The organism is Providencia sp., from assembly GCF_052096715.1.
Classification (GTDB): domain Bacteria; phylum Pseudomonadota; class Gammaproteobacteria; order Enterobacterales; family Enterobacteriaceae; genus Providencia.
Window position 1 is genome coordinate 233,622 of record NZ_JBQDNB010000002.1, and the last position, 26,915, is coordinate 260,536.

19 protein-coding genes, 1 pseudogene and 1 other annotated feature are annotated in these 26,915 nt (G+C 37.9%); of the genes and pseudogenes, 11 read left to right on the plus strand and 9 right to left on the minus strand.

The window, feature by feature from the left end; translation table 11 throughout:
• Window positions 1-225 precede the first annotated feature (225 nt).
• Window positions 226-2,259: a M13 family metallopeptidase gene (locus ACTH6U_RS02865; RefSeq protein ID WP_441831549.1), complete on the plus strand. Its 2,034-nt coding sequence runs from the start codon at window positions 226-228 to the stop codon at window positions 2,257-2,259.
• 206 nt (window positions 2,260-2,465) lie between these two features.
• On the opposite strand, the gene sodC is transcribed toward ACTH6U_RS02865, so the two are convergent.
• The 3 genes from sodC to ACTH6U_RS02880 all read right to left on the minus strand — a co-directional run bounded on the left by sodC (window position 2,466) and on the right by ACTH6U_RS02880 (window position 5,768).
• Window positions 2,466-2,990, minus strand: coding sequence for a superoxide dismutase [Cu-Zn] SodC (gene sodC / locus ACTH6U_RS02870; protein WP_441831550.1), 525 nt, complete (start codon window positions 2,988-2,990; stop codon window positions 2,466-2,468).
• Between the two features lie 307 nt (window positions 2,991-3,297).
• Window positions 3,298-4,488, minus strand: a complete 1,191-nt coding sequence (metC, locus tag ACTH6U_RS02875; protein WP_441831551.1) for a cystathionine beta-lyase — start codon at window positions 4,486-4,488, stop codon at window positions 3,298-3,300.
• Between the two features lie 35 nt (window positions 4,489-4,523).
• The gene (locus ACTH6U_RS02880; protein ID WP_294106119.1) at window positions 4,524-5,768 is read right to left on the minus strand and encodes a dicarboxylate/amino acid:cation symporter; all 1,245 of its coding nucleotides are present in this window, start codon (window positions 5,766-5,768) and stop codon (window positions 4,524-4,526) included.
• Between the two features lie 225 nt (window positions 5,769-5,993).
• Here ACTH6U_RS02880 and ACTH6U_RS02885 point away from each other — a divergent pair, with 225 nt between their 5' ends.
• A complete protein-coding gene (locus ACTH6U_RS02885) occupies window positions 5,994-6,920 on the plus strand; it encodes a LysR family transcriptional regulator (RefSeq protein WP_294106117.1) in 927 nt (308 codons plus the stop codon).
• 60 nt (window positions 6,921-6,980) lie between these two features.
• Here the strand turns inward: ACTH6U_RS02885 and topA are convergent, their stop codons facing one another.
• Window positions 6,981-9,590 carry a type I DNA topoisomerase gene (topA, locus tag ACTH6U_RS02890; protein ID WP_294106115.1) on the minus strand — a complete coding sequence of 870 codons (2,610 nt, stop codon included), beginning with the start codon at window positions 9,588-9,590 and terminating at the stop codon, window positions 6,981-6,983.
• A gap of 290 nt (window positions 9,591-9,880) precedes the next feature.
• Between topA and ACTH6U_RS02895 the strand changes: the two genes are divergently transcribed.
• The gene (locus ACTH6U_RS02895) at window positions 9,881-10,135 is read left to right on the plus strand and encodes a DUF2498 family protein (RefSeq protein ID WP_336430033.1); all 255 of its coding nucleotides are present in this window, start codon (window positions 9,881-9,883) and stop codon (window positions 10,133-10,135) included.
• A gap of 78 nt (window positions 10,136-10,213) precedes the next feature.
• On the opposite strand, the gene sohB is transcribed toward ACTH6U_RS02895, so the two are convergent.
• Window positions 10,214-11,260, minus strand: coding sequence for a protease SohB (gene sohB, locus ACTH6U_RS02900; RefSeq protein ID WP_294106113.1), 1,047 nt, complete (start codon window positions 11,258-11,260; stop codon window positions 10,214-10,216).
• 178 nt (window positions 11,261-11,438) lie between these two features.
• On the opposite strand from sohB, the gene ACTH6U_RS02905 reads away from it, so the two are divergent.
• Complete coding sequence (locus tag ACTH6U_RS02905) at window positions 11,439-12,203, plus strand: YciK family oxidoreductase (protein ID WP_294106110.1); 765 nt, start codon at window positions 11,439-11,441, stop codon at window positions 12,201-12,203.
• A gap of 4 nt (window positions 12,204-12,207) precedes the next feature.
• On the plus strand, window positions 12,208-12,798 hold the full coding sequence (gene cobO / locus ACTH6U_RS02910; protein WP_441831552.1) for a cob(I)yrinic acid a,c-diamide adenosyltransferase: 591 nt from the start codon (window positions 12,208-12,210) through the stop codon (window positions 12,796-12,798).
• A 60-nt stretch (window positions 12,799-12,858) separates the two neighbouring features.
• Here the strand turns inward: cobO and ACTH6U_RS02915 are convergent, their stop codons facing one another.
• Window positions 12,859-13,761, minus strand: coding sequence for a hypothetical protein (locus tag ACTH6U_RS02915; RefSeq protein ID WP_441831553.1), 903 nt, complete (start codon window positions 13,759-13,761; stop codon window positions 12,859-12,861).
• Between the two features lie 721 nt (window positions 13,762-14,482).
• Here ACTH6U_RS02915 and ACTH6U_RS02920 point away from each other — a divergent pair.
• Window positions 14,483-16,630: a two-partner secretion domain-containing protein gene (locus tag ACTH6U_RS02920; protein WP_441831554.1), complete on the plus strand. Its 2,148-nt coding sequence runs from the start codon at window positions 14,483-14,485 to the stop codon at window positions 16,628-16,630.
• Window positions 16,631-16,755: 125 nt separating this feature from the next.
• On the opposite strand, the gene rluB is transcribed toward ACTH6U_RS02920, so the two are convergent.
• From rluB to rnm, 3 genes are all read right to left on the minus strand, one after another.
• Window positions 16,756-17,679 (minus strand): 23S rRNA pseudouridine(2605) synthase RluB, encoded by a 924-nt coding sequence (gene rluB, locus ACTH6U_RS02925; RefSeq protein WP_294106102.1) that lies wholly within the window; start codon window positions 17,677-17,679, stop codon window positions 16,756-16,758.
• 176 nt (window positions 17,680-17,855) lie between these two features.
• Window positions 17,856-18,476, minus strand: a complete 621-nt coding sequence (locus tag ACTH6U_RS02930; protein WP_294106101.1) for an L-threonylcarbamoyladenylate synthase — start codon at window positions 18,474-18,476, stop codon at window positions 17,856-17,858.
• A 279-nt stretch (window positions 18,477-18,755) separates the two neighbouring features.
• Window positions 18,756-19,628, minus strand: coding sequence for an RNase RNM (rnm, locus tag ACTH6U_RS02935; protein WP_434719012.1), 873 nt, complete (start codon window positions 19,626-19,628; stop codon window positions 18,756-18,758).
• 191 nt (window positions 19,629-19,819) lie between these two features.
• Window positions 19,820-19,921, plus strand: a sequence feature (Trp leader region).
• A gap of 27 nt (window positions 19,922-19,948) precedes the next feature.
• Here rnm and ACTH6U_RS02940 point away from each other — a divergent pair.
• From ACTH6U_RS02940 to trpA, 5 genes and pseudogenes are all read left to right on the plus strand, one after another.
• Entirely contained in the window at window positions 19,949-21,523 is a 1,575-nt protein-coding gene (locus ACTH6U_RS02940; protein WP_294106098.1) for an anthranilate synthase component 1, read from the plus strand.
• A pseudogene (gene trpD / locus ACTH6U_RS02945) lies at window positions 21,523-23,156 on the plus strand (bifunctional anthranilate synthase glutamate amidotransferase component TrpG/anthranilate phosphoribosyltransferase TrpD). Before ACTH6U_RS02940 ends, trpD begins: the two are co-directional and overlap by 1 nt.
• 1 nt (window position 23,157) lies before the next feature.
• Entirely contained in the window at window positions 23,158-24,534 is a 1,377-nt protein-coding gene (trpCF, locus tag ACTH6U_RS02950; RefSeq protein WP_441831555.1) for a bifunctional indole-3-glycerol-phosphate synthase TrpC/phosphoribosylanthranilate isomerase TrpF, read from the plus strand.
• Between the two features lie 63 nt (window positions 24,535-24,597).
• Complete coding sequence (trpB, locus tag ACTH6U_RS02955; RefSeq protein ID WP_441831556.1) at window positions 24,598-25,788, plus strand: tryptophan synthase subunit beta; 1,191 nt, start codon at window positions 24,598-24,600, stop codon at window positions 25,786-25,788.
• Window positions 25,788-26,594 carry a tryptophan synthase subunit alpha gene (trpA, locus tag ACTH6U_RS02960; RefSeq protein WP_441831557.1) on the plus strand — a complete coding sequence of 269 codons (807 nt, stop codon included), beginning with the start codon at window positions 25,788-25,790 and terminating at the stop codon, window positions 26,592-26,594. Before trpB ends, trpA begins: the two co-directional genes overlap by 1 nt.
• Window positions 26,595-26,915 lie beyond the last annotated feature (321 nt).

Below are 26,915 nucleotides of genomic sequence, written 5' to 3' on the forward strand. Positions count from 1 at the left end.
GTTCTATATAACTAATATATCATTATTTAGATAAGAATAAATAGCATGATGATAAAATTTCATCTAAGTCATACAAAATCATCAGCCGACGTAAGATTTTGCAAAGTAGAATTAAATTTTTTCTGAAGTATGATTGAATAATAAAAATATTATGTTGTTAGATTCACCTTAGCTTTTACAACTTAAAGGTGAATATACAAATCCTTAATAAAGAGAGGTTTATGCATGCGTATCAACGTATTGGCTTTACTTATTGGCATATCAACTGTTTCCCTTGCATCTAATTTGTATGCAAAAGAAGTTTCATACGGTCAACAAAAAATTGTGCTATCTGATTCGATTCAACCAGGAAATGATTTTTATCGTTATGTTAATGAGGATTGGATAAAAAAAGCAAAAATACCTACAGGTATGCCTCGTATTAACTCCTTCGTTGATTTGTATCTCAATACCGAAAAACAAACACAGGCAATTATTGAACAGTTACAAGCCTTACCAGAAAGCGCTCTTAGCCATAACCAACGTAATATTCGAAATTTATATTTAAGTTATTTAAATGAAGATGCGATTGAAAAAGCGAATATCTCGCCGATAAAAAGCGACTTAGACGCAATTAAGCAAGCAAAAGATCATAATGATATAAGCCGTTTAATGACCTTACCCGCATATAACTCACTCATTTCCTATTGGGTCGATTTAGATGCAAAATCACCTGATACTTATGTTCTTTATATCGGTCAAGGTAGCTTAGGGTTACCAAATCGTAACTACTATCTTGATGATACCCCGCAAATGGAAGCAATCCGTAAAAGCTATATTGCCTACATTGAAACTATTTTAAAATTAGCGGGAGAAAAAGATGTCGATAAGAAAGCGCAGCAAATATTTGACCTCGAAAAATCAATAGCTAAAGTACAATGGAGCCCAGAAGAACGCCGTGATACCCTCAAAAATTATCACGCAATGACCTTGCCAGAAATGAAAGCATTCACTAAAGGTTTTGCATGGGAAAACTTCATTAATCATTGGCAACTTTCAGATAAACAATTAGAAAAAATTGTCGTAGAAACCGATACGGCTGTAGAAAAGACAGCACAAATTTATGCGCAAACACCAATATCGGTACTAAAAGACTATCTAATTTTCCAATATGTTAGCAGTAATGCCCGTTATTTAAACCAACAATTTGTTGATGCCAATTTTGATTTTTACTCGAAAAAACTCAATGGGATAGAAAAACAACGTACCCGTCAGGAACGTGCGTTACAAACAGTTAACGCCCTGCAAGGTGAACCTTTAGGGCAAATCTATGTTGAACAGTATTTTGATCCGAAATCAAAAGAAAAAATTAAAGATCTGGTCAGTTATGTGAGAGGAACATTCAATTCACGTCTGAAAGTTAATGACTGGATGGATGACGCGACTCGACAAGAAGCACTCAAAAAATTAGACCAATTTACTGTAAAAGTAGGATACCCAGATCAATGGAACAACTTTGATAGTATTAATCTCAAACAAGATGATTTACTTGGTAATTACAAACAAGTGAATGAATGGTCTTACAAAGACGCCATCAGCAAAATAGGTAAACCAGTTCGCAAATGGGAATGGGGAATGACACCACAAACCGTTAACGCTTATTTCAATCCAGTACAAAATGAAATCGTTTTCCCTGCGGCGATCTTACAAGCACCGTTTTTTGATCCTAACGTTGACCCAGCCTATAACTATGGCGCTATTGGCGCAGTTATTGGTCATGAAATGGGGCATGGATTTGATGATCAAGGTAGTTTATATGATGGTACGGGCCAATTGCGTAACTGGTGGAGTGAAAGTGCCAAAACGCATTTTAAACAAAAAACTGACAAACTCGTCGACCAATTCAATGCTTTTGATGTAGATGGGCAAAAAGTCAATGGGCAGCTAACGTTAGGCGAAAACATTGGTGACTTAGGTGGGCTTAATATTGCATTAAGTGCCTACAAACAGTTTGTCAAAGAAAACTACCCAAATGGCGAAGCCCCTATCATTGACGGAACTACTGGATTACAACGCTTCTTTATTTCATGGGCGAGAACATGGCAAGAACTGTCAAACAAAGAGTCAGAACGTAATAAAATCTTAACCGACCCGCACAGCCCAAATCAGTTTCGTGCAAATGGCGTTGTCCGCAACATCGATGATTGGTACCAAACCTTCGGTGTTGATAAAAACAACCAACTCTATTTAGAGCCTGAACAACGTATCCGTATTTGGTAAATATTGACTATAAGGCTCTAACTTTTCTTAAAAAATGGAAAATGGAGTTACCTATTTAATTCAGTAGAAACTAGTAGAATATTACTCTAAATAATTCGTGCTGTGGCAAGGCGGCGAGCGAGGATAGCTCGGGGAGCATACAAAAGTATGTGACCCAAGTAGCCGAGTGCAGCCAACACCGCCACAGCGCGAAGTATGAAGAGTAATTATTTGATTATCCCACAGGCCATCCTCGCCCCCCCACCACCGAGTACTTCAGGATTGTCTGAATAATTATCACCGCCAACATGTACCATTAATGCATGATTTCTCACATCATTAAGCGACTTTAACCGTGGTGCGAGAACCGCATAATCCGCATTACCTTTAGCATCTGCCACTAAGCCCGGTAAATCGCCTAAATGGCCGCTATTATCATAAGGACCTTTATGCACACCTGTTTTCTCAGGATCCATATGACCACCAGCTTTTAATGCAGGCACTATTTTGCCCTCTTTTTCACCCGGTTCACAACTTGGGTTGGCATGAATATGAAAACCATGAATACCTGCTTGTAGCCCAGTTATTTTCGGGGTGAACAATAATCCATATTCAGTTTCAGAGATAACGACTTCACCGATTGCTTTACCCTCTCCAGTTGTGGTCGCTTCTTTTAATACGACAGTTGTGTCAGCGGCAAAAGCCGCACTTGTCGTAAATAATGCAGCAAGTAAACAAATCTTGAACTTCATTTTACCTCCAGTAGATAAAATTTATCTATCGTTCCATCGACTTACCTCATATTGATATGAAGTAAGAACCGTTTTATTGTTGAACGCAATAATGCACAGCGCTATTTCACGTTAGCACATTTAAGTTAGTACTTTTGTTCAAATGATTTCTTTAGTGAATAAATGATAGTTACATCACAATCATTTAATTAATGAGTACATTGAAGGAAAGGAAATGTTTACTAAAAAAATGGCTAGATAAACAATTATGTTCTCTAGCCATTAATAGACATGTAATTTTAGGTTAATTCTATCTATCAGACTTCAATTAACTAATTCGAGCAAAACCTGCATCAAGATCAGCGATTAAATCATCTATATTTTCAAGGCCAATATGAACTCGAACTAACGTACCGGTGAAGTCCACATTGCTGACTGGGCGGATCTCATTTAATTCTTCGGGTTGATTAGCTAAAATCAATGATTCAAAGCCACCCCATGAGTATGCCATATGGAACAAGGTAAAATTATCCAAAAAAGCAGACATCTGTTCATCGGACAGGCGTTTTTTAAGAACAAAAGAAAACAAACCTGAACAACCAGAAAAATCACGACAATAAAATTCATGCCCAGGGCATTGTTCTAATGCAGGATGATTCACTCTCGCAACTTCAGGGCGGTCAGCTAACCATTTAGCAATCGCAATACTACTTATCTCATGTTGTTTTAATCTAACTGAAAGTGTACGTAAACCACGGCTTCCCATATAAGCTGTATCGGCATCGAGAGTTTGTCCCATCAGATACGAATTTTCACGTAATCGTTCCCAACAACGCTCGTTAGAGACGGCTGTACCTAACATCGCATCAGAATGCCCAATCGTGTATTTAGTGCCAGCTTGAATAGAAATATCAACCCCGAAATCTAATGCTCGAAATAATATTCCTGCTGCCCAAGTATTATCTAACATAATTACAATTTCAGGATTAACGGCACGAATCGCCTTTATCATTCCCGGAACATCTTGTACTTCCATCGTAATAGAACTTGGCGACTCCAGAAAAACAACTTTTGTATTTGGTTGAATGAGTGAAGCAATTCCTGCGCCGATCATTGGTTCATAATACGTTGTTGATACATTATATTTGCTAAGGATCTTATTACAAAAATCTTGTGTAGGCTCATATGCACTTCCCGTCATCAAGATATGGTCACCGCTTGCCACAAATGAAAGAATTGCATTTGTCACTGCCGCTGCACCGCATGGATAAAGGGCGCAACCAACACCACCTTCCAAATCGACCATCGCTTTTTGGAATGAAAAGTGTGTAAGAGTACCTCTGCGTCCATAAAATAATTCGCCATTTGCCCGATTTGCTGTTGCAAATTTCTTATCTTTTACGGTATCAAAAACTAATGATGATGCACGTTGAATAACCGCATTAACCGAACCTTGTGTATAGCGTTTTTCTCGCCCAGCAGTCACTAACTGAGTTTCAATGTTCAAGTTCTCTTTCATTAAATTTACCTTTTAATTCATTATGTTTGAATAGCTTATTCAGTTACGTTTTCTGAAACTGATAGGTCATGAATATTCGAATTTGCTGATTTTTTCCCTGCAAAGCGCTCAACTATCTGAGCTGCATTTAAATCATGAATAACGTTAATCAGTGTAGCTGGCGCATCGGTGATCGTACCGAGAACCACTAATATCGGGATCGCTTCCATTGGCAAACCTAATGTTGTCACAATAAATATTTCCCCAAGGAATGCGCCACCAGGTACGCCCCCTACGATAATGGCGGATAGTACTGCGATTAACATGGCCAAAAAGAAAGTTTCTGTCGTAAATGGCAGACCTAATACCGAATAAATAAAGACAATTTTTAGCGCTGCAATCATTGCTACGCCGCCTTTATTTAGATTAACAAGCAAGGGAATTGAAACATCCACAATCTCAGGATTAATTCCCATCGCTTTTCCTGCGCGGATAGTCACGGGTAATGTTCCTAAAGAAGAACAAGTTCCCAATGCAGTCGCAGAAGGTTCAATCGCATTACGCCAGAATGCTTTCACACCCGGTATACCACCACCAATCCACGAGTAAAAAATAGAGCCAAAAACATAGTAAATTAGGGTCGCAACCATAAATAACCCAATAGCACGAGCAAATGTCATTAATAGCGCCGCGTCCTGACTTGCCATAGTCGCCGCAAAATAACAGCCCAACCCAACAGGTGCGACTTTCATAATAATTGAGACTATCTTCATCACAATAGTATTGGCATCATCAAGAAATGCAGCGATACGCTTACCTGCATCAGCAGATTGACCAATTGCGATACCTGCAATAATGGAAATCATGATAAGCGCTAAGATATTTGACTTAGAAAATAGACCGACAAAGTCACTGGTCGTTATCATGCTGACAAAATCCATATTTCCCGCGCCTGCATTTACAGACTTAGGAAGATCAATCGTGACGCCTTGCGCTGGGTTATACCATAACGCTAATGCAACGATACCCGCCGCTGGGATAAGTGCCATGGCTATAGAGACAATAAAAATAATACCAATTATTCGACCCAAGCGTTTAAGGTCGGTCATTCCAGCAATTGATGACATCACACTGATCCCAACTAACGGAACAATGATCATAAATAGTAGATTAAGAAATATTTGTCCCACTGGTTGCAGTTGGATAGCAAATGTTGGGGTATAAATACCAAGTAATCCCCCAAGGATAAGAGCAAAGAGTAGAATAAGAGACGATTTGTAGGGTTCTAGTCGAGTCCACATATCGGATTACCTTTTAATTAAAATTATATTTATCAGGATAGAAATCACATTTATAAGTTTTGTAATTTCCCTTCCCTGTATTTTGTGATGCATATCACTTAACTTGTTTATTTTTCATATTGTTATAGCTTTCTTTCCTACAGGGTAATAGTTACACTTTTAAAAAGGGATTTAAATGGCATATTGATACTGTTTTCTCAAATCACTTGTGAATTAAAGGAAAGAATGAGCTCGCCAATTTCACTCAAGAATTTAGAGTTTTTTGTTAAAATTGTTGAATGTGGAGGTCTTTCTGAAGCCGCCACACAACTTAATGTTTCGCCTTCAGCGGTCAGTAAAAATTTAGCAGCGATGGAAAATACATTAGGAACAACATTAATTAAAAGAACAACGCGTAGCATTACATTGACGGATGCTGGACAGTATTTTTTTAATCGGGCACTTAAGTTATTGAAAGAATTCGATGATACGTTGAATGCAACATCTAGCTATTACGAATATCCTCAGGGAGAATTGCGTATTACCTGTTCCATTGCTTTTGGCTATTCTCGTCTAGTTAATTTAATTGATAAATATCGTGAGCAGTGTCCAGATGTTAATTTATACATTGACCTTAACGATGACTTTGTTAATTTAAATGATACCGACTTTGATATTGCATTAAGAATATCGTCATCTCCCCCACAGAATTACGCCATGCGTAAACTAGCGCCTATTCGATGGGCTTATTGTGCAACATCAGATTACTTGGCTAAAAAAGGTTTTCCGATGAGGCGCACTGATTTGGTAGATCACGATTGCCTTATTTATCCAGGGCTGACGCCCCCAATAAAAATGACCGATGAACATAACCGCCAGCATCAATTGAAAGTTAGAGCTCCTATTCAGGCAAATAGCAGCTTAGTTCTACTGAAATCTGTGCTAGAAAACCAAGGTGTTGCTTGGTTACCCACTTATCTTATTGGCGACCATATTCAAAAAGAAGAATTAATACCGTTATTACTTGATGGGAATGTGACTTATGAAACTCATGCTTTATATGCGCTTTATTTCCCAAGTAAATACAGTAATCCTAAAATAAGATCATTTATTGATTTTCTTATCTCAGAATTGCAACCTGTTCCTGCTTGGGATTCTTGGATACCCCAATAAAAAAATACCAGTCAACTTAGCTGACTGGTATTTTTATGAGTTTCATTTTTTCAAATGCAATTACTTTTCTTTAACTACCCACTTACCATCGACATAAAAAGCACTCCAACCCGTTGCTTTGCCATTCTTTTCAGAAGACACATATTGCTGTTTAGTCTTGCGACTAAAACGTACAACAGTTGAATTACCTTCAGGATCTTTCGCTGGTGCTTCCGCTAAGTAAGCTAATTTTTCAGGTAATCTATCTTTAAATCGTTGTAACTCTTCAACTAATGGTGCTCTAGTTTCCCTCGATTTAGGGAATGTATTGGCAGCGAGGAATACACCTGCGGCGCCATCACGTAGAACAAAATAAGCATCTGACTTTTCACACGGTAATTCCGGCAACGGAACAGGATCTTCTTTCGGCGGGGCTATTTCACCACTTCTTAAGATTTTACGTGTGTTTTTACATTCTTCATTAGTACAACCCATGTACTTACCAAAACGCCCCATTTTCAAGTGCATTTCAGAACCACATTTGTCACATTCAATGACTGGGCCATCATAACCTTTGATACGGAATTCGCCTTCTTCGATCTCATAACCTTCACAAGCTGGATTATTACCACAAACATGCAGCTTACGTTGATTATCAATCAAATAACTATCCATCGCAGTACCACATTTTGGACAACGACGTTTTGCTCTTAAAGCATTAGTTTCAGCGTCTTCACCTTCCAGAATATTAAGCACTTCATCTTCTGGAATTAAATTAATTGTTTTCTTACAACGTTCTTTAGGCGGTAAAGCATACCCAGAGCATCCGAGGAATACACCAGTAGATGCTGTGCGAATTCCCATATGGAGAGAACAATCAGGACAGGTGATAGATGTGATAACCATTGGATTGGTACGCATTCCGCCTTCTTCCGGATCTTTTTCTGCAACTTCAAGCTGCTTACTAAAGTCGGAAAAGAACTCATCTAATACCGCTTTCCAATCTGCACTGTGATTCGCTACATGGTCAAGTTGGTCTTCCATTTTAGCTGTAAAATCGTAGTTCATCAGATCATTGAAATTCTCTTCCAATCTATCTGTGACGATTTCACCCATCTTTTCTGCATAGAAACGACGGTTATCAACTTTCGCATATCCTCTATCTTGGATAGTCGAAATGATGGCAGCGTAAGTAGATGGACGTCCAATACCTCGTTTTTCTAATTCTTTAACTAACGATGCTTCACTAAAGCGAGCAGGTGGCTTAGTAAAATGTTGCGTTGGTAATAATTCAACTAAAGATAGCTCTGAACCCACTTGAATAGGTGGCAAAGTTTTATCTTCATCGTTTTTACGTAACGCAGCCATCACTCGAGTCCAACCATCAAAACGTAAAGTACGTCCTTTGGCTTTTAACTCAAAATCACCCGCTTTAACTGTCAGCGTCGTCGAATCATATTTTGCTGGTGTCATTTGACAAGCAACAAACTGATTCCAAATAAGCTGATACAACCGTTTGGCATCATTTTCCATATCCTTCAGTGTTTCAGGTAGAACATCTACACTTGAAGGTCGGATAGCTTCGTGCGCTTCTTGAGAATTATCTTTACTGCTATAAACGTTGGCATCTTTTGGTAAATACTTTGCACCAAAATTGTCATTTATATAGCCACGAACCATATCTAATGCATCCTGACTCAAATTAGTTGAGTCAGTACGCATATAGGTTATATAACCGGCTTCATAAAGGCGTTGAGCCATCATCATCGTTTTCTTCACACCAAAGCCAAGGCGCGTACTGGCTGCTTGCTGTAAGGTTGAAGTGATATATGGCGCACTTGGCTTACTTGATGTCGGCTTATCTTCACGGTCAATAACCTGAAAACGAGCTTTTTCAAGCAATTTAACTGCCGCATCTGTTTGTGCTTTATTGACTGGCTTAAATGCTTTACCTGCTTGAGAAGTGACTTCCATACGTAAGTTTGTCACATCTTTATCAGATAAATCTGCATGTAATTCCCAATATTCGACAGGAACAAATGCTTTAATTTCGCGTTCACGCTCAACAATTAATCGTACTGCAACCGATTGTACTCGACCAGCAGAAAGACCACGAGCCACTTTTTTCCATAATAATGGCGATACCATGTATCCCACTACTCGGTCCATGAAGCGACGAGCTTGCTGAGCATTTACCCTATCGATATTCAACTCGCCAGGGCTTTCAAACGCTTGTGTGATCGCATTTTTAGTTATTTCATTAAATACGACACGGCTAAAACGTGATTCATCACCACCGATAACTTCACGCAAATGCCAAGCAATCGCTTCCCCTTCGCGGTCGAGATCCGTCGCGAGATAGACATGGTCAGCATCTGCTGCCAATGCTTGGAGTTCAGAAACGACTTTTTCCTTACCGGGCAAAATTTGATAATTTGCTTTCCAACCATGGTAAGGGTCAATCCCCATGCGTTTAACTAACGCTTCTTGAGGATCTTTTTTCACCTTTTTGGTTTTATCGGTAGATGAGTCTGTACTCTTTTTTTGTGAGCCGGTTTGTGAACTAGAGCCGCTTTTCGGCAGATCACGAATGTGACCAACGCTGCTTTTCACAACGTAGCCACTTCCAAGATACTTATTGATTGTCTTGGCTTTTGCCGGGGACTCCACTATAACAAGAGCTTTACCCATAGTTACCTTTACCTAAATATCAACAATGGCGCATTTCTGCATTAAAATGCGCAAAATGGAAATCTCTTTTTTATATTGCGACACAATCACAATATATCAATATGTTTTTGTACAATAATTTGTATTGAAACAAAACTTCTAATCTCAGTCACGTTATTATAAAAAACAGATAAAACGCTCTAATCAACTGATTTTAACCGGATTATGTTGTTTAAATACTATTGAAAAACACACACTGTACCTGATAAAATGCTATAAGCAACCAATTATTTTTTCAAGGGAGCGATTCAATGCAAGATAATATCCAATACATTACAAAAAAAGAACTACTTGAAAAAGCCAATGATATCATACAGAAACACGATGATTATATTCATGGCATGTTTGTGAATACTGTAGAGCAACATCGCAATACTTTAGTGTTCAAAGGCGAGTTCTTTTTAGATGACAATGGAATTCCTACCATTAAAAGTACCGCAGCTTTCAATATGTATAAACACCTAGCACATATACTTTCAGAACAGTATCGTCTGAATGATGAATGACCTGAAAAAAATTACCGGCTTGACGCCGGTAATTTATATATTAGTTTGATAATAAAATATTTGCGAATTATCGAGCAATTATAAAAATGGTTTTTGGCCACGCTGCCACCAGCGCAATAATAATTTGTCAATATTTTCTGAAACGCTACCTGTAAACCTATCCATCACTTTTTTACTTATTACGTAACGAATACTGATAATTTCTTTGGTATCAATCGCATTAATTATCGCATCATCGCTCACACCAATTTGGTCAACTAAACCTTTCTCTATAGCTTGCGAACCATACCAATATTCACCCGTGGCGACTGCATCGATATCAAGCGATGGACGGTTCATATGCACAAACTGTTTAAACAATTCATGAGTTGAATTTAAATCTTCGACAAATTTTTTGCGACCTTGTTCGGTATTTTCACCTAACATGGTTAACGTTCTTTTGAATTCACCAGCTGTATGCAATTCAACATCAACATCATGTTTTTTGAGTAAACGATGAATATTAGGAACTTGGGCGACAACACCAATCGATCCAATAATAGAAAATGGCGCGGCAATTATTTTGCTTGCGATACAAGCCATCATATATCCCCCACTCGCTGCCACTTTGTCAACAGCGACAGTTAGCGGGATATTTTTTTCTTTTAATCTCACTAATTGAGAAGCCGCCAAGCCATAACCATGGACCATTCCACCTGGACTTTCCAAACGCAGTAAAACTTCATCTTGTTGATCCGCAACCGCAAGGATAGCGCTGATTTCTTCTCTTAAAGAAGTCACTTCACGCGCGTCCATACTTCCTTTGAAGTCTAATACATATAAACAAGGCTTTTTAACCGCAGTTTGTCCTACTTTAGCGCCAGATTTCTCACTTTTTGATTTTAATTTAAGCTGTTTCTTAAATGCTTTTAACCAAGCTTTTTGCTCAGAATCATTCATTTTGATTTGCTGCATTTGACGCTGACGCTCACGGTAATTTTCACCTAAATCAGTGATTTTTAAAGAACCTTTAGCACCTTGACGACGCATTCCTGCACCAAATACAAAAACGGCAAGTAAAACAATAGCAACCACAATTGTGACAACTTTTGCTAAAAATAGTCCATACAAAGAGAAATACTCCACAAATTGATCCTTCTAATATTAATCTTTAATAAAAAATAGTCTCATGATTGTAACCAAACAACCAGAAAAAAGTCATATTGCCACATAAAAATAGACTAACATCTATGTAAGATTAGCCAAGAAACACGATTAGTGCGATGATACCGACAATATGTTAATAAATATGATAGGAAAGAATATGCTTCAATATCAGCCAAGACAAGACCTTTTAAAGGGTAAAACTATCTTAGTAACAGGCGCAGGTGATGGCATTGGTCGTGAAGCGGCTTTAACTTATGCCCGCTTTGGTGCATCGTTAATATTAGTCGGAAGAACTCGACAAAAACTGGAATCGGTCAGTCAAGAGATAACAAACTTGACAGGTAAACCAGCCCAAATTCATATTTTAGATTTACTAACAGCAACGAGTGATGACTGTCATTCTTTAGCTAATAACGTTGCAAAGATATCTCCTCACCTTGATGGCGTGTTACATAACGCAGGTATTCTTGGTGTTGTTGCACCCATCACAGAACAACCAACTCAATTATGGCACGACGTTATGCAAGTTAATGTAAATGCCACTTTTATGCTGACTCAAGCCCTATTACCTTTATTGTTAAAAGCACCTACGGCTTCATTAATCTTTACTAGCTCTAGTGTTGGCAAACAAGGTCGTATAGGTTGGGGAGCATATGCTGTCTCTAAATTTGCGACCGAAGGTTTAATGCAAGTTCTTGCAGAAGAATATAAACATACTCAATTACGCGTAAATTGTATTAATCCAGGTGGAACACGCACCAGTATGCGCGCAAGTGCTTTCCCTGAAGAAAACGCTCAGAATTTGAAAACTCCCGAAGAAATTATGCCAATCTATATTTACTTAATGGGTGACGATAGCTTACGTAAAACAGGCACTAGCTATGATGCACAGCCTGGACGTAAAGCAGGTCCAGCGGAGTAACTTTATGTCACAAAACCGACATGAAACACGTCAACAACGCTTAAAAGAAAAAGTTGATGCACGCATTGAAGCGGCGCAACTTGAACGCGGTATTCTGCTCGTATTCACGGGAAATGGTAAAGGGAAAACAACAGCGGCTTTTGGTACCGTTTGTCGAAGTGTTGGTCATGGCAAAAAAGCGGCTGTAGTCCAATTTATCAAAGGTAGCTGGGACAATGGCGAACGTGAGTTACTTGAACCTCATGGAGTTCCTTTTTATGTGATGAATACCGGTTTCACGTGGGACACTCAAAATCGAGAAACAGATACGCTCGCGTGCCTTGAAACATGGCATCACGCTAAACAGTTGTTAGCTAACCCTCAGATCGATTTAGTTATCCTTGATGAATTAACTTATATGGTTAGCTATCACTACCTTCCCTTAGAAGATGTCATCACTGCATTACAAAATAGACCTGATAACCAATCCGTTATCATAACGGGTCGTGGTTGCCATCGAGATTTATTAGCTCTCGCAGATACCGTCACTGAAATGCGCCCAATAAAACATGCCTTTGATATTGGCGTTAAAGCTCAAAAAGGGATTGATTGGTAATAAACTTAATAGCCAATAACGTTGTTATTGGCTATTAAACTCGTCATAAACTCATTCAAACTAATTAAGCATCAGAATTCCTGCATTAAATATCGCCCTTGTCTGGCTCATAAACGTAAGATATTTTTGCTTTTCCACCATCGAATACTCTTCACTACCTAATTGCCCATAAATACGTGTCATTCGAGAAACTAGTTTATGGTATTGGTTATAATAAAATTGCTTCTTATCTGAATCTGTTGAACCTCTATAGTCATTAAGAAGTTCAAATATATCTTGTGCATACATTTGCAAATTTTCATCAGTAAAATTAGGTGCAGTTAACGGATAATCAAAGATTAATGTGACTGACTCTTTTTCATTATAAAATACCTTTTTTACTAATAACTGCGATATCAAAGCATCATCACTACGAAGCAAATCAAGTAATTCTTGGCGAGAAAAACATTTCGTTTTCACTTGGCTGACCCCTGTATAAGTTGTCAGAATATTAGGCACTTCATCACCAATAGCAAAATCACAGTTAAATGCATTATTATCAATAACATAATGATTGCTACTATTAATTTTCCCCTTGAGATGATAATCACTCACGATCACATCCTGAGTAGTTAAGTGATAAATTGAAGGGATACCATTCGTACCATGTACGAAATTGTAGCTGTAGTATAGCTGGTGCTGCGGGTTTAATATTCCACCTTTATTATCTGGATAAACCATAAATTTGATTAATTGATTATCTCTCGTTGACATAGTATGCATACCAACACCTAAAAATAGACTTCCAACCGTATGTTTGGGGATAACGACAGATTTTTCATCAATTAAAAAAACGACATCTTCCCCCATATCATTACTAAAATAAAACCGACCACTTTCAGGCTGTATTGGTTGATAAACATCGCAACCAGAGATGCTAATACTCAATATTCCTAGCCAACGCACTAATTGGAAAGCCGTCATAAAAAGCCATAACCTATTTTAATTTTGATCTACATCAAAATAGTGTATAAATGAAATTATCTCAATCTAAATTGAACAATTTTGTGATAAAACATAATTAAAATTAATGTAACCACGAGAAATTTTTCTAATATGAGGTAATTACAGCACTGACGTAACCTTAGAATTTCAGCCAATTTATACCGAGAGATTTTAAACGATAAATTGATGTGTTTCTCATCAAATATGGGAATTTAATTCAAAAAAACAAAAACACTATTGAGTAAATTAATTTTTATATTTTAAAAATATCAAAAAAATGAATTTAAATATTACATTTAATAGACATTATCCTATAAAAGCGTTAATTATATTTAATAAATCACAACATCAAAAAAAATATTCATTAGATTAAATATCAGTTAGATTATCCTTATTAGAATAACTTAACTATAAATACAAAAACATCATTTATACATAAGTGTAATTACCTTAGTATTAATCCCCATTATGTCAATACTAGAGTAATTGCTACTTATTGAACAAAAAGAAATTTATTTATTTAAATATATTTAATCCTGCATATTTGTGATTGAACTTACTTTCAACCACCGTACAATTTCATAATCAACTTTAATATTATTAATTTTTATTTAAAGTTTTATTGCATCATAATTTAACTGCAATAATGGATTGTTAATTATTTTAGATTCTGTCTATTTTAAGTTTAAAGGATATATATATGAAAAATTATTTAAATAATAGTTCCAATACACCAATATTGAAAATTAAACCTGTATTTTTATGTGTTTCAATTATATTAGGATTATCGACCGTTGCTCAAGGTGCAATCACATCAACAAATGGTGCGGGTATCTTAACCCAAGGAAATGGCCCTACTATTGTTCATATCAAAGCACCTAGTCAAAATGGCGTATCTCATAATATTTATAGTGCATTTGATGTTGACCAAAAAGGTGTTATTTTAAACAACAGTGCAAATAATAGTAATACACAAATAGGCGGTAGAGTTGGTGGTAATGCTAATCTTACAAATGGCAGAGCTAAAGTTATTTTAAATGAAGTTAATTCAGTATCTGCAACCACCTTAAATGGCATGATTGAAGTCGCTGGTGGTAAAGCACAAGTCATTGTTGCCAATGCTTCTGGAATAACCTGCAATAACTGTGGATTTATTAATACCAATCGCGCAACACTCACTACCGGTAATGTTATTTTAGCCAATGATGGTTCAATTACAGGTTACAATGTTGAGAAAGGAAAAGTGACTATTAATAGCCATTTTGATACTAACTCACCTACCGATATTATCGCTCGTTCAATTGCCGTCAACGGAGTTATTAGTGCAAAAAATATCACCGCAACTGCCGGTAATAATATTGTCAATAATAATGGTCAAGTTGTTGGACGTACAACGGGAGCGGGAGCTCAACCCATCGTTGGCATTGATGTATCTGCTATAGGTGGTATGTATGCTGACAAAATTTATTTAATCACAACTGAAAATGGTGTTGGCGTCACTAACGCTGGTAATATTTCTGTTGGTAATGGCGGTTTATTGATCGATACTTCTGGAGGACTAATCAATACTTCTGCCAATATAACCTCCTCAGGTTCGATCAACATTAAATCAATGGGTCTAACCAACAATAGCGTCATAAATGCAAATAATGATATCGATATCACCATATCTAATCCCAATACGTTAAATAACAATAATGGTAGAATTGAGGCAAATAAAGGAAATGTAAATATCACCACATTAGGCTATATTACTAATGCAAATGGCGTGATTAAAGCCGCTAAAGATATTAACACGATTTCAAATACACTCGTGAATGATAATGGTTTATTTAAATCAACTAATGGTGATATTAACATTCACTCTACGGGTGCCATATATAATAGAGATAGTATTCAACTTCCCAACAATCCGAATAAAGGCTTTATTGCTGAACGCGATGTTTCTATCAATGCAATTAGCTTACTTAACGAAAACTCGAATGTCACCGCTGGTAGAGATCTTAATATCAAGGCTCAATCAACCGCTGATAATATCTCCAATAGTAAAATAACGGCTAAACGCAAAGTCAGCGTAAGTGCGATGAATCTAACTCAATTGAGCTCTGAGTTAAATGCACAAAATGGTAAAATGGATATTGATGCTTCGGTTTCACTAACTAATGATTCTGTCTCTAAAATTCATAGTGGTAAATTAATCAATATAGATACTTATAAATTAGTTAATACGGGTTCTATCATTTCTGATAATGGCCTAAGTAATATAACCACATCAGTATTAAGCAATAATGCAGGTTATATTAAAGCTAAAAATTTAGATATAAAGTCTCATGACCTCAATAACCTAGGTGGTTTGATCAATGCTGAAAGTAACTTAAACATTGAAACAAGTGCATTGAATAACACCTATAGTGATGAATTCCAATATGTTAACACCAAGTTTGGATTAACAAATCAAAATGGTGGATTACAAACCAATGATGGTGCAATTACCATTAAAGGGGATACTCTTTATAACTGGTATGGTTCCATTGCTGCTAATATTAACAAGCAGAATATAGCTCGAAACGATATTGATATTATTTTAAAAGCTGGATTGCAAAATAATTATGGAGCAATCACGGGTGCTAATAATCAAAAAATTAATGTCGGTAACCTTGATAACTACGCCGGAAAAATTGCAGCAGGTAAAAACCTTACTGTTGATTCTGCTATTAGAATTGAAAATAGTTATGGGATACTAAGCTCAAATAACACCACAAAAATCACTAGCCCAACAGTAACAAATGGAACTACGGGTACGATTTCTGGCAATAAAGTTATTGTGAATGCAATTCAAAAAAATTAATTTAAAATCAATGAGACAAGAAAAGTAATTACATTTTCTTCATTATCATAAATTAATATAACAAAAAAGGTTATGGGTAACTGACTCAATCCCATAACCTTTTTGTTCAACACAACACTCTCAAACTAAATGCGTGTACGGCGTTTCGCAGTTGGTTTCGGTTTTGATGCCTGGCGCTTAGATGCAGGTCTTGAAGCTACCTCAGTCGCACGCTTAACCGCACGACGAATTTGATTCGCTTTCAGACGTCGCTGATCACGTTCAACAGCAACCTTGCTTTCCGTTTCAACGGAAAGCCCAACTAATTCTCTTAGGTAATTTGTTTGCTCGAGACCTAATTCAGTCCAACCACCACGAGGAAGCCCTTTAGGTAAATCAATATCACCGTAACGTACACGGATCAAGCGACTAACTTGAACACCTACAGATTCCCATAAGCGACGAACTTCACGGTTACGTCCTTCAGTTAAAGTCACGTTATACCACTGGTTCATACCTTCACCACCACGGTATGAAACAGTTTTAAAAGAGGCAGGACCATCTTCTAATTGAACACCCATCGTTAATTGACGAATTTTCGCATCATTAATTTCACCGAAAACACGAACCGCGTATTCACGTTCAACTTCACGACTTGGATGCATCAATCTGTTTGCTAATTCACCATCTGTCGTAAACAACAACAGACCACTCGTATTAACATCGAGACGCCCTACCGCTATCCATCTTGCTCCTGTGAGCTTAGGCAAACGAGTAAATACTGTTGGACGACCTTCAGGATCATGGCGTGTACATAATTCACCTTCAGGCTTATAGTACGCCATAACGCGGCAAATTTCTTTTTCAGGCTCTTTAATCGCTAACAAGCGACCATCTAACCGAATTTTAGTTGATGCTGTAACTTCAACCCGATCGCCCAATGTTGCAATTTTACCATCAACACTGACTCGACCAGCTTGTAAAAATGTCTCAACTTCTCGACGGGAACCATGCCCAGAGCGAGCTAGAATTTTTTGTAACTTTTCAGTCTTTTGCGATTTATCGCTCATATAACCCTCTTACTGTCGCCTTCACAGGCGTCAAATAACTTGCTGTACTAAACTTAAGGCCTAGCACAAAAAAGTATAAATTTAAAAACCCGCGCATTATACACAGGTTTGCAGTGAACCCCTATTACTAATCTTTGCGACTCTTTGCAACAATAAATCTCAGTACAATCGATTTCTTATTCAAATGGTGATGGGTCACCAGTACCGACTCGCAGAACAACAGGAGTATCATCGGTAAAATCAATAACTGTTGTTGGCTTTTGCCCGATATAGCCACCATGAATAACTAAATCCACTTGTTTATCAAGTAAATCACGGATTTCTTCTGGATCTGATTGGGTAAAGTCATCACCAGGCATAATAAGACTCGTGGACATTAATGGCTCGCCAACCGCCTCTAACAAATCCCGTGCGATTGGATTTGAAGGCACTCGTAACCCAATCGTTTTACGTTTTTCATTCATCAAACGGCGTGGGACTTCTTTCGTTCCACGCAAGATAAAAGTATAGTTGCCAGGCGTATTATTTTTAATCAGGCGAAATACCGTATTATCAACATGCGCATAATTAGAAATCTCAGATAGATCACGACACATCAAAGTGAAATTATGATTAACATCGATTTTGCGGATGCGACAAATTCGTGCAAGTGCGTCTTTATCTTCTAAGCGACACCCGATGGCATAACCAGAATCTGTCGGATAAACAACAACTCCACCTTTATTTAAGATATCAACACTTTGGCTAATTAATCTAGCTTGTGGATTATCCGGGTGAATGTAAAAAAACTGACTCATACATACCTCTAATATTTGATATCGATGCATCACTTAGTAAAATGATTATAGTAATGCCATCTACTTTCAAAACTTTAATGTATTGAGAAAAATAAGGTAATTATCAATACATTTATCTAATAGATTATCTAATCCAAACCCCAATCTAATCAAATAACATCATCGTTTTGGGTGTAATACCGTATTGCAACCTATAGTAAGCTTAATTTACGGTAAGTTAATATTATTATTCTACACCGCATCGATAAGACATCAAAGTTTCAAACTGTTTTACTTGATTTAATCTGTTTTGACCTCATTCCAAAGCGTCCAAACAGCTTGAGTATCATCTGGCAGCCATAAATTCCGACCTAACTCTATCCATGAACAGGGGCGGTGAAAATCTGAACCCACTGACGTTCTCAAATCTGCTGTTTTCGCAAGCTCAGCCAAAAATTGTTTTTCATGTGGGGGTTGCTGACAATGTGAAACCTCCATCGCATCACCCTGACATTCTTTAAAATGAGCAATGACTCGCTTTAACCATTTATTTGATAGTTGATACTTAGACGGATGGGCAAGTACAGCAACACCGCCCGCAGCATGAATCGCTTCTATCGAATCTTGAATACTGCACCATTGAGCTGGTGCATAGCCTGTTTTACCTTTCGATAAATAACGTTTAAATACTTTATTAATATTTTTTTCTTTACCAATTTGAACCAAATGTTGAGCAAAATGTGCGCGTGTTACTTGCCCTCCACCTGATAATTTAACCGCATTCTCCCAAGCATCATCGATACCTGCTTTTTGTAATCGCCTACCTATTTCTTGCCCTCGTTCTAGCCGACGTGCCGATTGTTCATTCAACAAATTTTTCATTGAGTTAGCAGAGACTGAGAAATTTAACCCCACAATATGAATTTCTATATTTTCCCATAGAGTCGAGATTTCAACGCCATTAATTAGTTCGATTGGCCGTTGATTTTCAAGAATATAATCTCTGGCTTGAATAAGCCCATCACAAGTATCGTGGTCGGTAATCGATAGAATATTTATGCCCATTTCTATCGCACGCTCGACTAATTCAGCAGGGGTCAGATTGCCATCTGAAGCATTCGTGTGACTATGCAAATCATAGCGAGTTAGTAATGGTGTCGAGACTTGCGACATAATTATAGCTACTCCATTTTTTATATTTTAACTATTTTTCTGAAATCACATTTCTGAAATCATTAATAAAAATCCTTGACACAAAGCGCGCGATCCAGTTTACTAGTACGCAAGATAGCTTATAGCGAAAAGATTTAAAATTAAACCCTGTTTATCCAGTGAGGCATTATATGAATTTATGTAATTTATCAAATCGTTGGTGGCGTGACTTCCCAAATTGGGCGGAAGCTGCACACGCATAGATTAATCATGCCTCAGTGCCGAACCCGCTCTTATATAGCGGGTTTTTTAATGTCTGAAATTAGCGTAAAGGCAACAAAATGAACAAACAAAACACCACATTAGCACATTTTAATTATCTGGATAGCCCAATTAACTACCAACCAGATCCAACATTGCTGTTTAATCACTTATGTCAAAATAAGCCTTCAACCATGTTGTTGGAATCTGCTGAAATTAATAATAAAGCAAACCTACAAAGTTTATTGATTGTTGAAAGCTCGTTACGTATTCGTGCCTTTGGCCAACGTGTTGAAATTGAAGCCTTAACAGATAACGGCCGTGCATTATTACCTTTAATACTCTCACAATTAACCGACCATATAGAAAGTAGCACAATAACTATTGATAATTTAGTGGTTATCTTTACTACGCCAAATAATGATATAGATGAAGATAGTCGTTTAAAAGCTTCATCTTGTTTAGATGTATTACGTTCGTTACCTGCACTGGCGCAAGCCCATTCAAGCAAACCTGAAAATATTTTTATCGGTGGATTATTTGCTTATGACTTAGTGGCAAATTTTGAGTCATTGCCTCGTGTTAAAACAATTAATAACTGTCCTGATTACTGTTTTTTTGTCGCTGAGCACTATTTAGTGATCGACCATCAGAACCAAGCTGCTCGTATTAAAAGCTGCATTTTTACTGATAACAAATTACATATTGAAACACTGACACAACGTCATCATCAAATAATTGCTGCTTGCCGCCCTTTTTTACCCGCACTACCACCTGAGTCTCTGGTGAATTTTACGGTTAGCATTAATAAAGATGATAGCGAATATGGCACCGTGGTTTCTTCATTAAAAGAAGCTATTTATCGTGGCGATATTTTTCAAGTCGTCCCATCACGTAAATTCACTATGCCATGCTTATATCCGCTCATCGCTTATCAGAAGCTTAAAGCACAAAACCCAAGCCCTTATATGTTTTATATGCAAGATAGCGATTTCACATTATTTGGTGCCTCTCCAGAAAGCGCGTTGAAATATAACGCTGACAGCCGAAAGGTAGAGATCTACCCTATTGCAGGAACGCGGCCTCGTGGCCGTAATGCACAAGGAGAAATTGACCTTGATCTCGATAGCCGTATCGAACTGTCTATGCGTACCGATGAAAAAGAACTCGCAGAACACATTATGTTAGTTGACCTTGCTCGTAATGATCTCGCTCGTATATGTGAGGCGGGTAGCCGTTATGTCGCTAATTTAACGAAAGTGGATCGCTACTCTTTCGTTATGCACTTAGTGTCGCATGTAGTAGGTAAATTACGCAGCGACCTTGATGTTTTCCATGCATATCAAGCTTGTATGAACATGGGCACATTAACAGGAGCACCAAAAGTGAAGGCGATGCAATTGATTGCACAATATGAACAAGAACGTCGTGGCTCTTATGGTGGTGCTGTTGGTTATTTCAACGGAAAAGGTGATTTTGATACTTGCATCGTTATTCGTTCGGCTTATGTCGAAAATGGCATTGCGACGGTACAAGCAGGCGGTGGCGTTGTTCTTGATTCCTCTCCTCAAGCTGAAGCTGATGAAACCCGTAATAAAGCACGCGCGGTTATTCGCGCTATTGCCCAAGCACACCAAGTTAAGGAGTTATTCTAATGGCGAATATTTTATTGCTAGATAACGTTGATTCCTTTACTTACAACTTAGTCGATCAACTCCGTTGTAGTGGTCATCAAGTCGTGATTTATCGTAACACTGTACCGGTTGAACATATTTTATCTGTCTTAAACGGTATGGAGTCGCCTATTTTGGTTTTATCTCCAGGCCCAGGAAAGCCAAGTGAAGCTGGCTCAATGCCTGAAGTCCTAAGCAAAATAAAAGGTCAAATTCCTATTATTGGAATTTGCTTGGGTCATCAAGCCATTATAGAAGCATACGGCGGCACCGTTTCAGCGGCAGGAGAAATACTGCATGGTAAGTCATCAATGACAACCCATGATGAATTAGCGATGTTTTCAGGTTTAGAGAATCCAATTTCTGTTGCTCGCTATCATTCACTGGTCGGTAGTCAAATTCCTGAATCTTTAACTATCTGCGCGCAATCAAATGGCATGGTCATGGCAGTACGCAATGATAACGACCGCGTTTGCGGTTTTCAGTTTCATCCTGAGTCTATCTTAACCACACAGGGAAAATTGTTGTTAGAAAATACAGTGGCGTGGGCTCTTTCTGCTCCCAATCAAAAAACAACACAACATTCGCACTAATGGGAAAGAGAGAATCAATCATGCAAAATATTTACGATAAATTATTTAATGGCAAAGCAATAACACAGCAAGAGAGCCAATTTTTATTTAATGCCATTATTCAAGGTGAGCTGACCGAATCACAACTAGCTGCCGTGCTTATCAGTATGAAAATGCGGGGTGAGCAACCACAAGAAATCGCAGGTGCTGCATTAGCTTGTTTAGAAAACGCGCAGCCTTTCCCTCGTCCCGATTATCAATTTAGTGATATTGTAGGTACGGGTGGTGATGGCGCAAATAGTATCAACATTTCGACAGCGAGCGCGTTTGTTGCCGCCGCATCGGGGATCAAAGTGGCGAAACATGGTAACCGTAGTGTTTCTAGTCGCTCAGGTTCATCAGATTTATTATCTGCATTTGGTATTGCATTAGATTTGAGTGCACAAAGTGCGCGTGATGCTCTTGATGATTTAGGCGTGTGTTTTCTATTCGCGCCGCAGTATCACAGTGGATTTCGCCATGCTGCACCTGTACGCACTCAATTAAAAACAAGAACACTGTTTAATGTACTCGGCCCATTAATTAACCCTGCGCGGCCGCCGCTAGCGTTAATTGGCGTCTATCAAGCATCCCTTGTAGAGCCTGTAGCCAAAACATTACAAATGCTTGGTTTCACCCGTGCAGCAGTAGTTCACAGTGGTGGAATGGATGAGGTTTCCTTGCATGCCACGACCCAAGTTGCAGAGCTTAAAGATGGAGCTTTACGCCAATACCAACTCACTGCCGATGACTTTGGTTTAATGCCTTATCAAATCCGTGATTTAGAAGGTGGAACGCCCGATGAAAATCGCATTTTACTCAGCAATCTGCTACAAGGTCATGGTGAAGCTGCTCATGAATCTGCGGTAGCAGCAAATGTGGCCATGTTAATGCGCATTAATGGTCATGAAAACTTGAAAGAAAATAGCGAACACGCATTAAATATTATTCGTAGTGGCAAGTCTTTTGATCTTGTCACTGCACTAGCTGCAAGGGATCACTAAAATGAAAGCAACCGTATTACAAAAAATTGTTGATGATAAATTTGTTTATCTCGCAGAGCGAAAAATTACGCAACCATTAGATAGTTTCATCACTAAAGTTGAACCGAGTCGTCGTAATTTTTATCAAGCGTTAAGCGCAAAACGCCCTGTATTCATTTTAGAGTGTAAGAAGGCTTCTCCTTCAAAAGGATTAATTAGACAGGATTTTAATCCTGAACTGATCGCTAAAACATATGCGCCTTACGCTTCTGCAATTTCTGTATTAACTGATGAAAAATATTTTCAAGGTAATATGGAGTATTTAACGATAGTGAGTAATACCGTTAAGCAACCTGTGTTATGCAAAGATTTCATCGTTGATTCATATCAAATTTATCTTGCTCGTTACTATCAAGCAGATGCTATTTTACTTATGTTATCCGTGCTTAATAATGAGGAATATATTGCACTAGCAGATGTTGCGCATCAATTAAACATGGGTGTACTAACTGAGGTTAGTAATGAGGAAGAGTTAGAGCGCGCGATAAAATTAAACGCTAAAGTCGTTGGTATTAATAACCGAGATTTACGCGATTTATCTATCGATTTAAATCGTACTCGTCAATTAGCACCCCGCTTAGCCAAAGAGACTATTGTGATAAGCGAATCAGGTATCAACCGACATCAGCATATTCGAGAATTAAGTGATGTTGCTAATGGGTTTTTAATTGGTAGTGCGCTGATGGAACAAGATAACCTAGAGTTAGCACTACAAACATTACTTGTGGGTGAGCATAAAGTCTGTGGCTTGACCCGAGAGCAAGATGCAAAAGCGGCGTTAACTGCAGGCGCCAGTTTTGGTGGGCTAATTTTTGCTGAAAAATCCCCACGAAAAGTGACATTGTCACAAGCAAAGCAGATCGTTCACTCAGTTCCATTAAAATTTGTAGGTGTTTTTCGTAATCAATCCATAGACTTTGTTTCACATATAGCAAGCCAACTCGCACTATCCGCGGTACAGCTTCATGGTAGTGAATCCGCAGATTATATTGAACAACTCCGCGATCTCCTTCCTGGGCATTGTGAAATCTGGAAAGCCGTTGATATGTCACAATCTCATTTTTCGGACTATGAACAAGCACAAGTCGATGTATTACTACTTGATAACGGCAATGGTGGTACAGGAAAAACTTTTGATTGGACGACAATCCCGACAACCATAAAGCATCGGATCATGATAGCTGGTGGTTTGAATATAGAAAATTGCCGACAAGCCGCGCAATTAGTGTGTAACGGACTCGATTTCAATACAGGTGTTGAAATTGAACCTGGAATTAAAAGTGAAGAAAAAATAAATCAAATTTTTACATCACTAAAAGCGGAACAAACCCTTATTTAAATATCGTTGATTCAATATCAACAATATATTATTAAATTTAATTGACGAAATGGATAACAAAAAATGAGCAAATTAGACCCCTATTTTGGTGAATTCGGCGGGCAATATGTCCCAGAAATTCTGATCCCAGCGTTGAATCAGTTAGAAGATGCCTTTATTGAAGCCCAAAGTGATACCGCGTTTCTAAAAGAATTTCATGACTTACTTAAAAATTATGCGGGACGCCCTACAGCACTCACCTTATGCCGTAATCTTACGGAAGGTACCAAAACTAAGCTTTATTTAAAACGCGAAGATTTATTACACGGTGGCGCGCATAAAACGAACCAAGTTTTGGGTCAAGCTTTACTGGCTAAACGAATGGGAAAAACTGAGATCATTGCAGAAACAGGTGCAGGCCAACACGGTGTTGCAACTGCACTGGCTTGCGCTCTACTCAATATGAAATGTCGCATCTATATGGGTGCAAAAGATGTCGAACGCCAGTCACCAAACGTCTTTAGAATGAGACTGATGGGCGCAGAGGTTATCCCTGTACATAGCGGTTCAGCCACCTTAAAAGATGCATGTAATGAGGCACTAAGAGACTGGTCTGGAAGTTATGAAAATGCCCATTATCTGCTGGGAACAGCCGCAGGCCCACACCCTTATCCAACGATTGTACGTGAATTTCAACGTATGATTGGAGATGAAGCCAAACAACAAATCTTAGAACGAGAAGGACGTCTACCTGATGCTGTCATTGCTTGTATTGGCGGTGGCTCTAATGCAATTGGTATGTTCGCTTCTTTTATCCCTGAAGAGCAAGTTAATCTTATTGGTGTCGAACCTGCGGGTTTAGGCATTGAATCAGGCCAACATGGCGCGCCATTAAAACACGGTCGAGTGGGTATTTACTTTGGTATGAAATCGCCGATGATGCAAACAGATGAAGGTCAAATCGAAGAATCTTACTCTATTTCAGCAGGTCTCGATTTTCCCTCTGTTGGCCCTCAGCATGCCCATTTAAACAGTATTGGACGTGCTGAGTATGTTTCTATCACGGATGATGAAGCTTTAAATGCATTTAAATTACTGTCGCGCAAAGAAGGTATTATACCCGCACTCGAATCTTCACATGCTTTAGCTTATGCTTTAAAAATGGCTGAAAAAGAGCCAAATAAAGAGCAATTGCTAATCGTAAATTTATCCGGCCGTGGCGATAAAGATATTTTTACTGTGCACGATATTTTAAAAAGTAAGGGAGAAATCTAATGGAACGTTACACACAACTTTTTCAACGTTTAGAAAATAAAAATCAAGGTGCTTTCGTTCCCTTTGTTACTTTAGGCGATCCTGACGCTGAGCTTTCTTTAAAGATAGTTGATGCCTTAATTTCTGGCGGAGCAGACGCATTAGAAATTGGTATTCCCTTTTCTGACCCACTTGCCGATGGCCCAACGATTCAAAATGCCAATTTACGTGCTTTTAAAAGTGAAATAACACCAACAATTTGCTTTGAATTATTAAAACGAATTCGAGAAAAACATGCTGAAATTCCGATTGGTTTATTAGTCTACGCAAATCTTGTATTCAGCAATGGAATTGAAAACTTTTTTATTCGCTGCCAAGAAGCCGGTGTCGATTCAGTTTTAATTGCTGATGTTCCTATGAGCGAGTCTAAACCGTTTCGCGATGCTGCTTTGAAGCATAATATTGCCCCTATTTTTATCTGTCCACCAAATGGCGATGATGAATTATTGCAGAGTATCGGACAGCACAGCCGCGGTTATACCTATTTATTATCAAGAGCGGGTGTTACAGGAACTGAGAAACGTGCTGAAATGCCATTAACCCATTTAATAGACAAACTTAAACAATACAATGCCGCCCCTGCTCTGCAAGGATTTGGTATATCTGAACCTGAACAAGTTGCTCAAGCAATAAAAAATGGTGCTGCTGGTGCTATTTCAGGTTCAGCTGTAGTTAAAATTATTGAGAATAATCTTAATAGACCCGATGTTATGCTAGCCGAATTAACCCAATTCGTTTCTAATATGAAGTCAGCAACTTTTAAATAATGTGTAAAAACCGTCAAGATAATTTGTTGGCGGTTTTTTAATTTAAAACCCTTTTTCTTCTCTCTAATTAAAAACCCCTTCATTATTCAAATACAAAATACACTATTTAAGGATATATTTAGTGTTTATTTAAAGTAGATTAATATTTTAATTCTATTATTGACAAGACCACTTTCACTCTCGATGAATAAACAATCAATTTAAACTAAAGCTTAGATAAAAAACATCATCAAGCAGTATAAATAACTAAACCTAATAACAAACAATAAATAACTCTTACTAATAGCATCTTATTATAATTTAAAGATAAGTATTAATTCA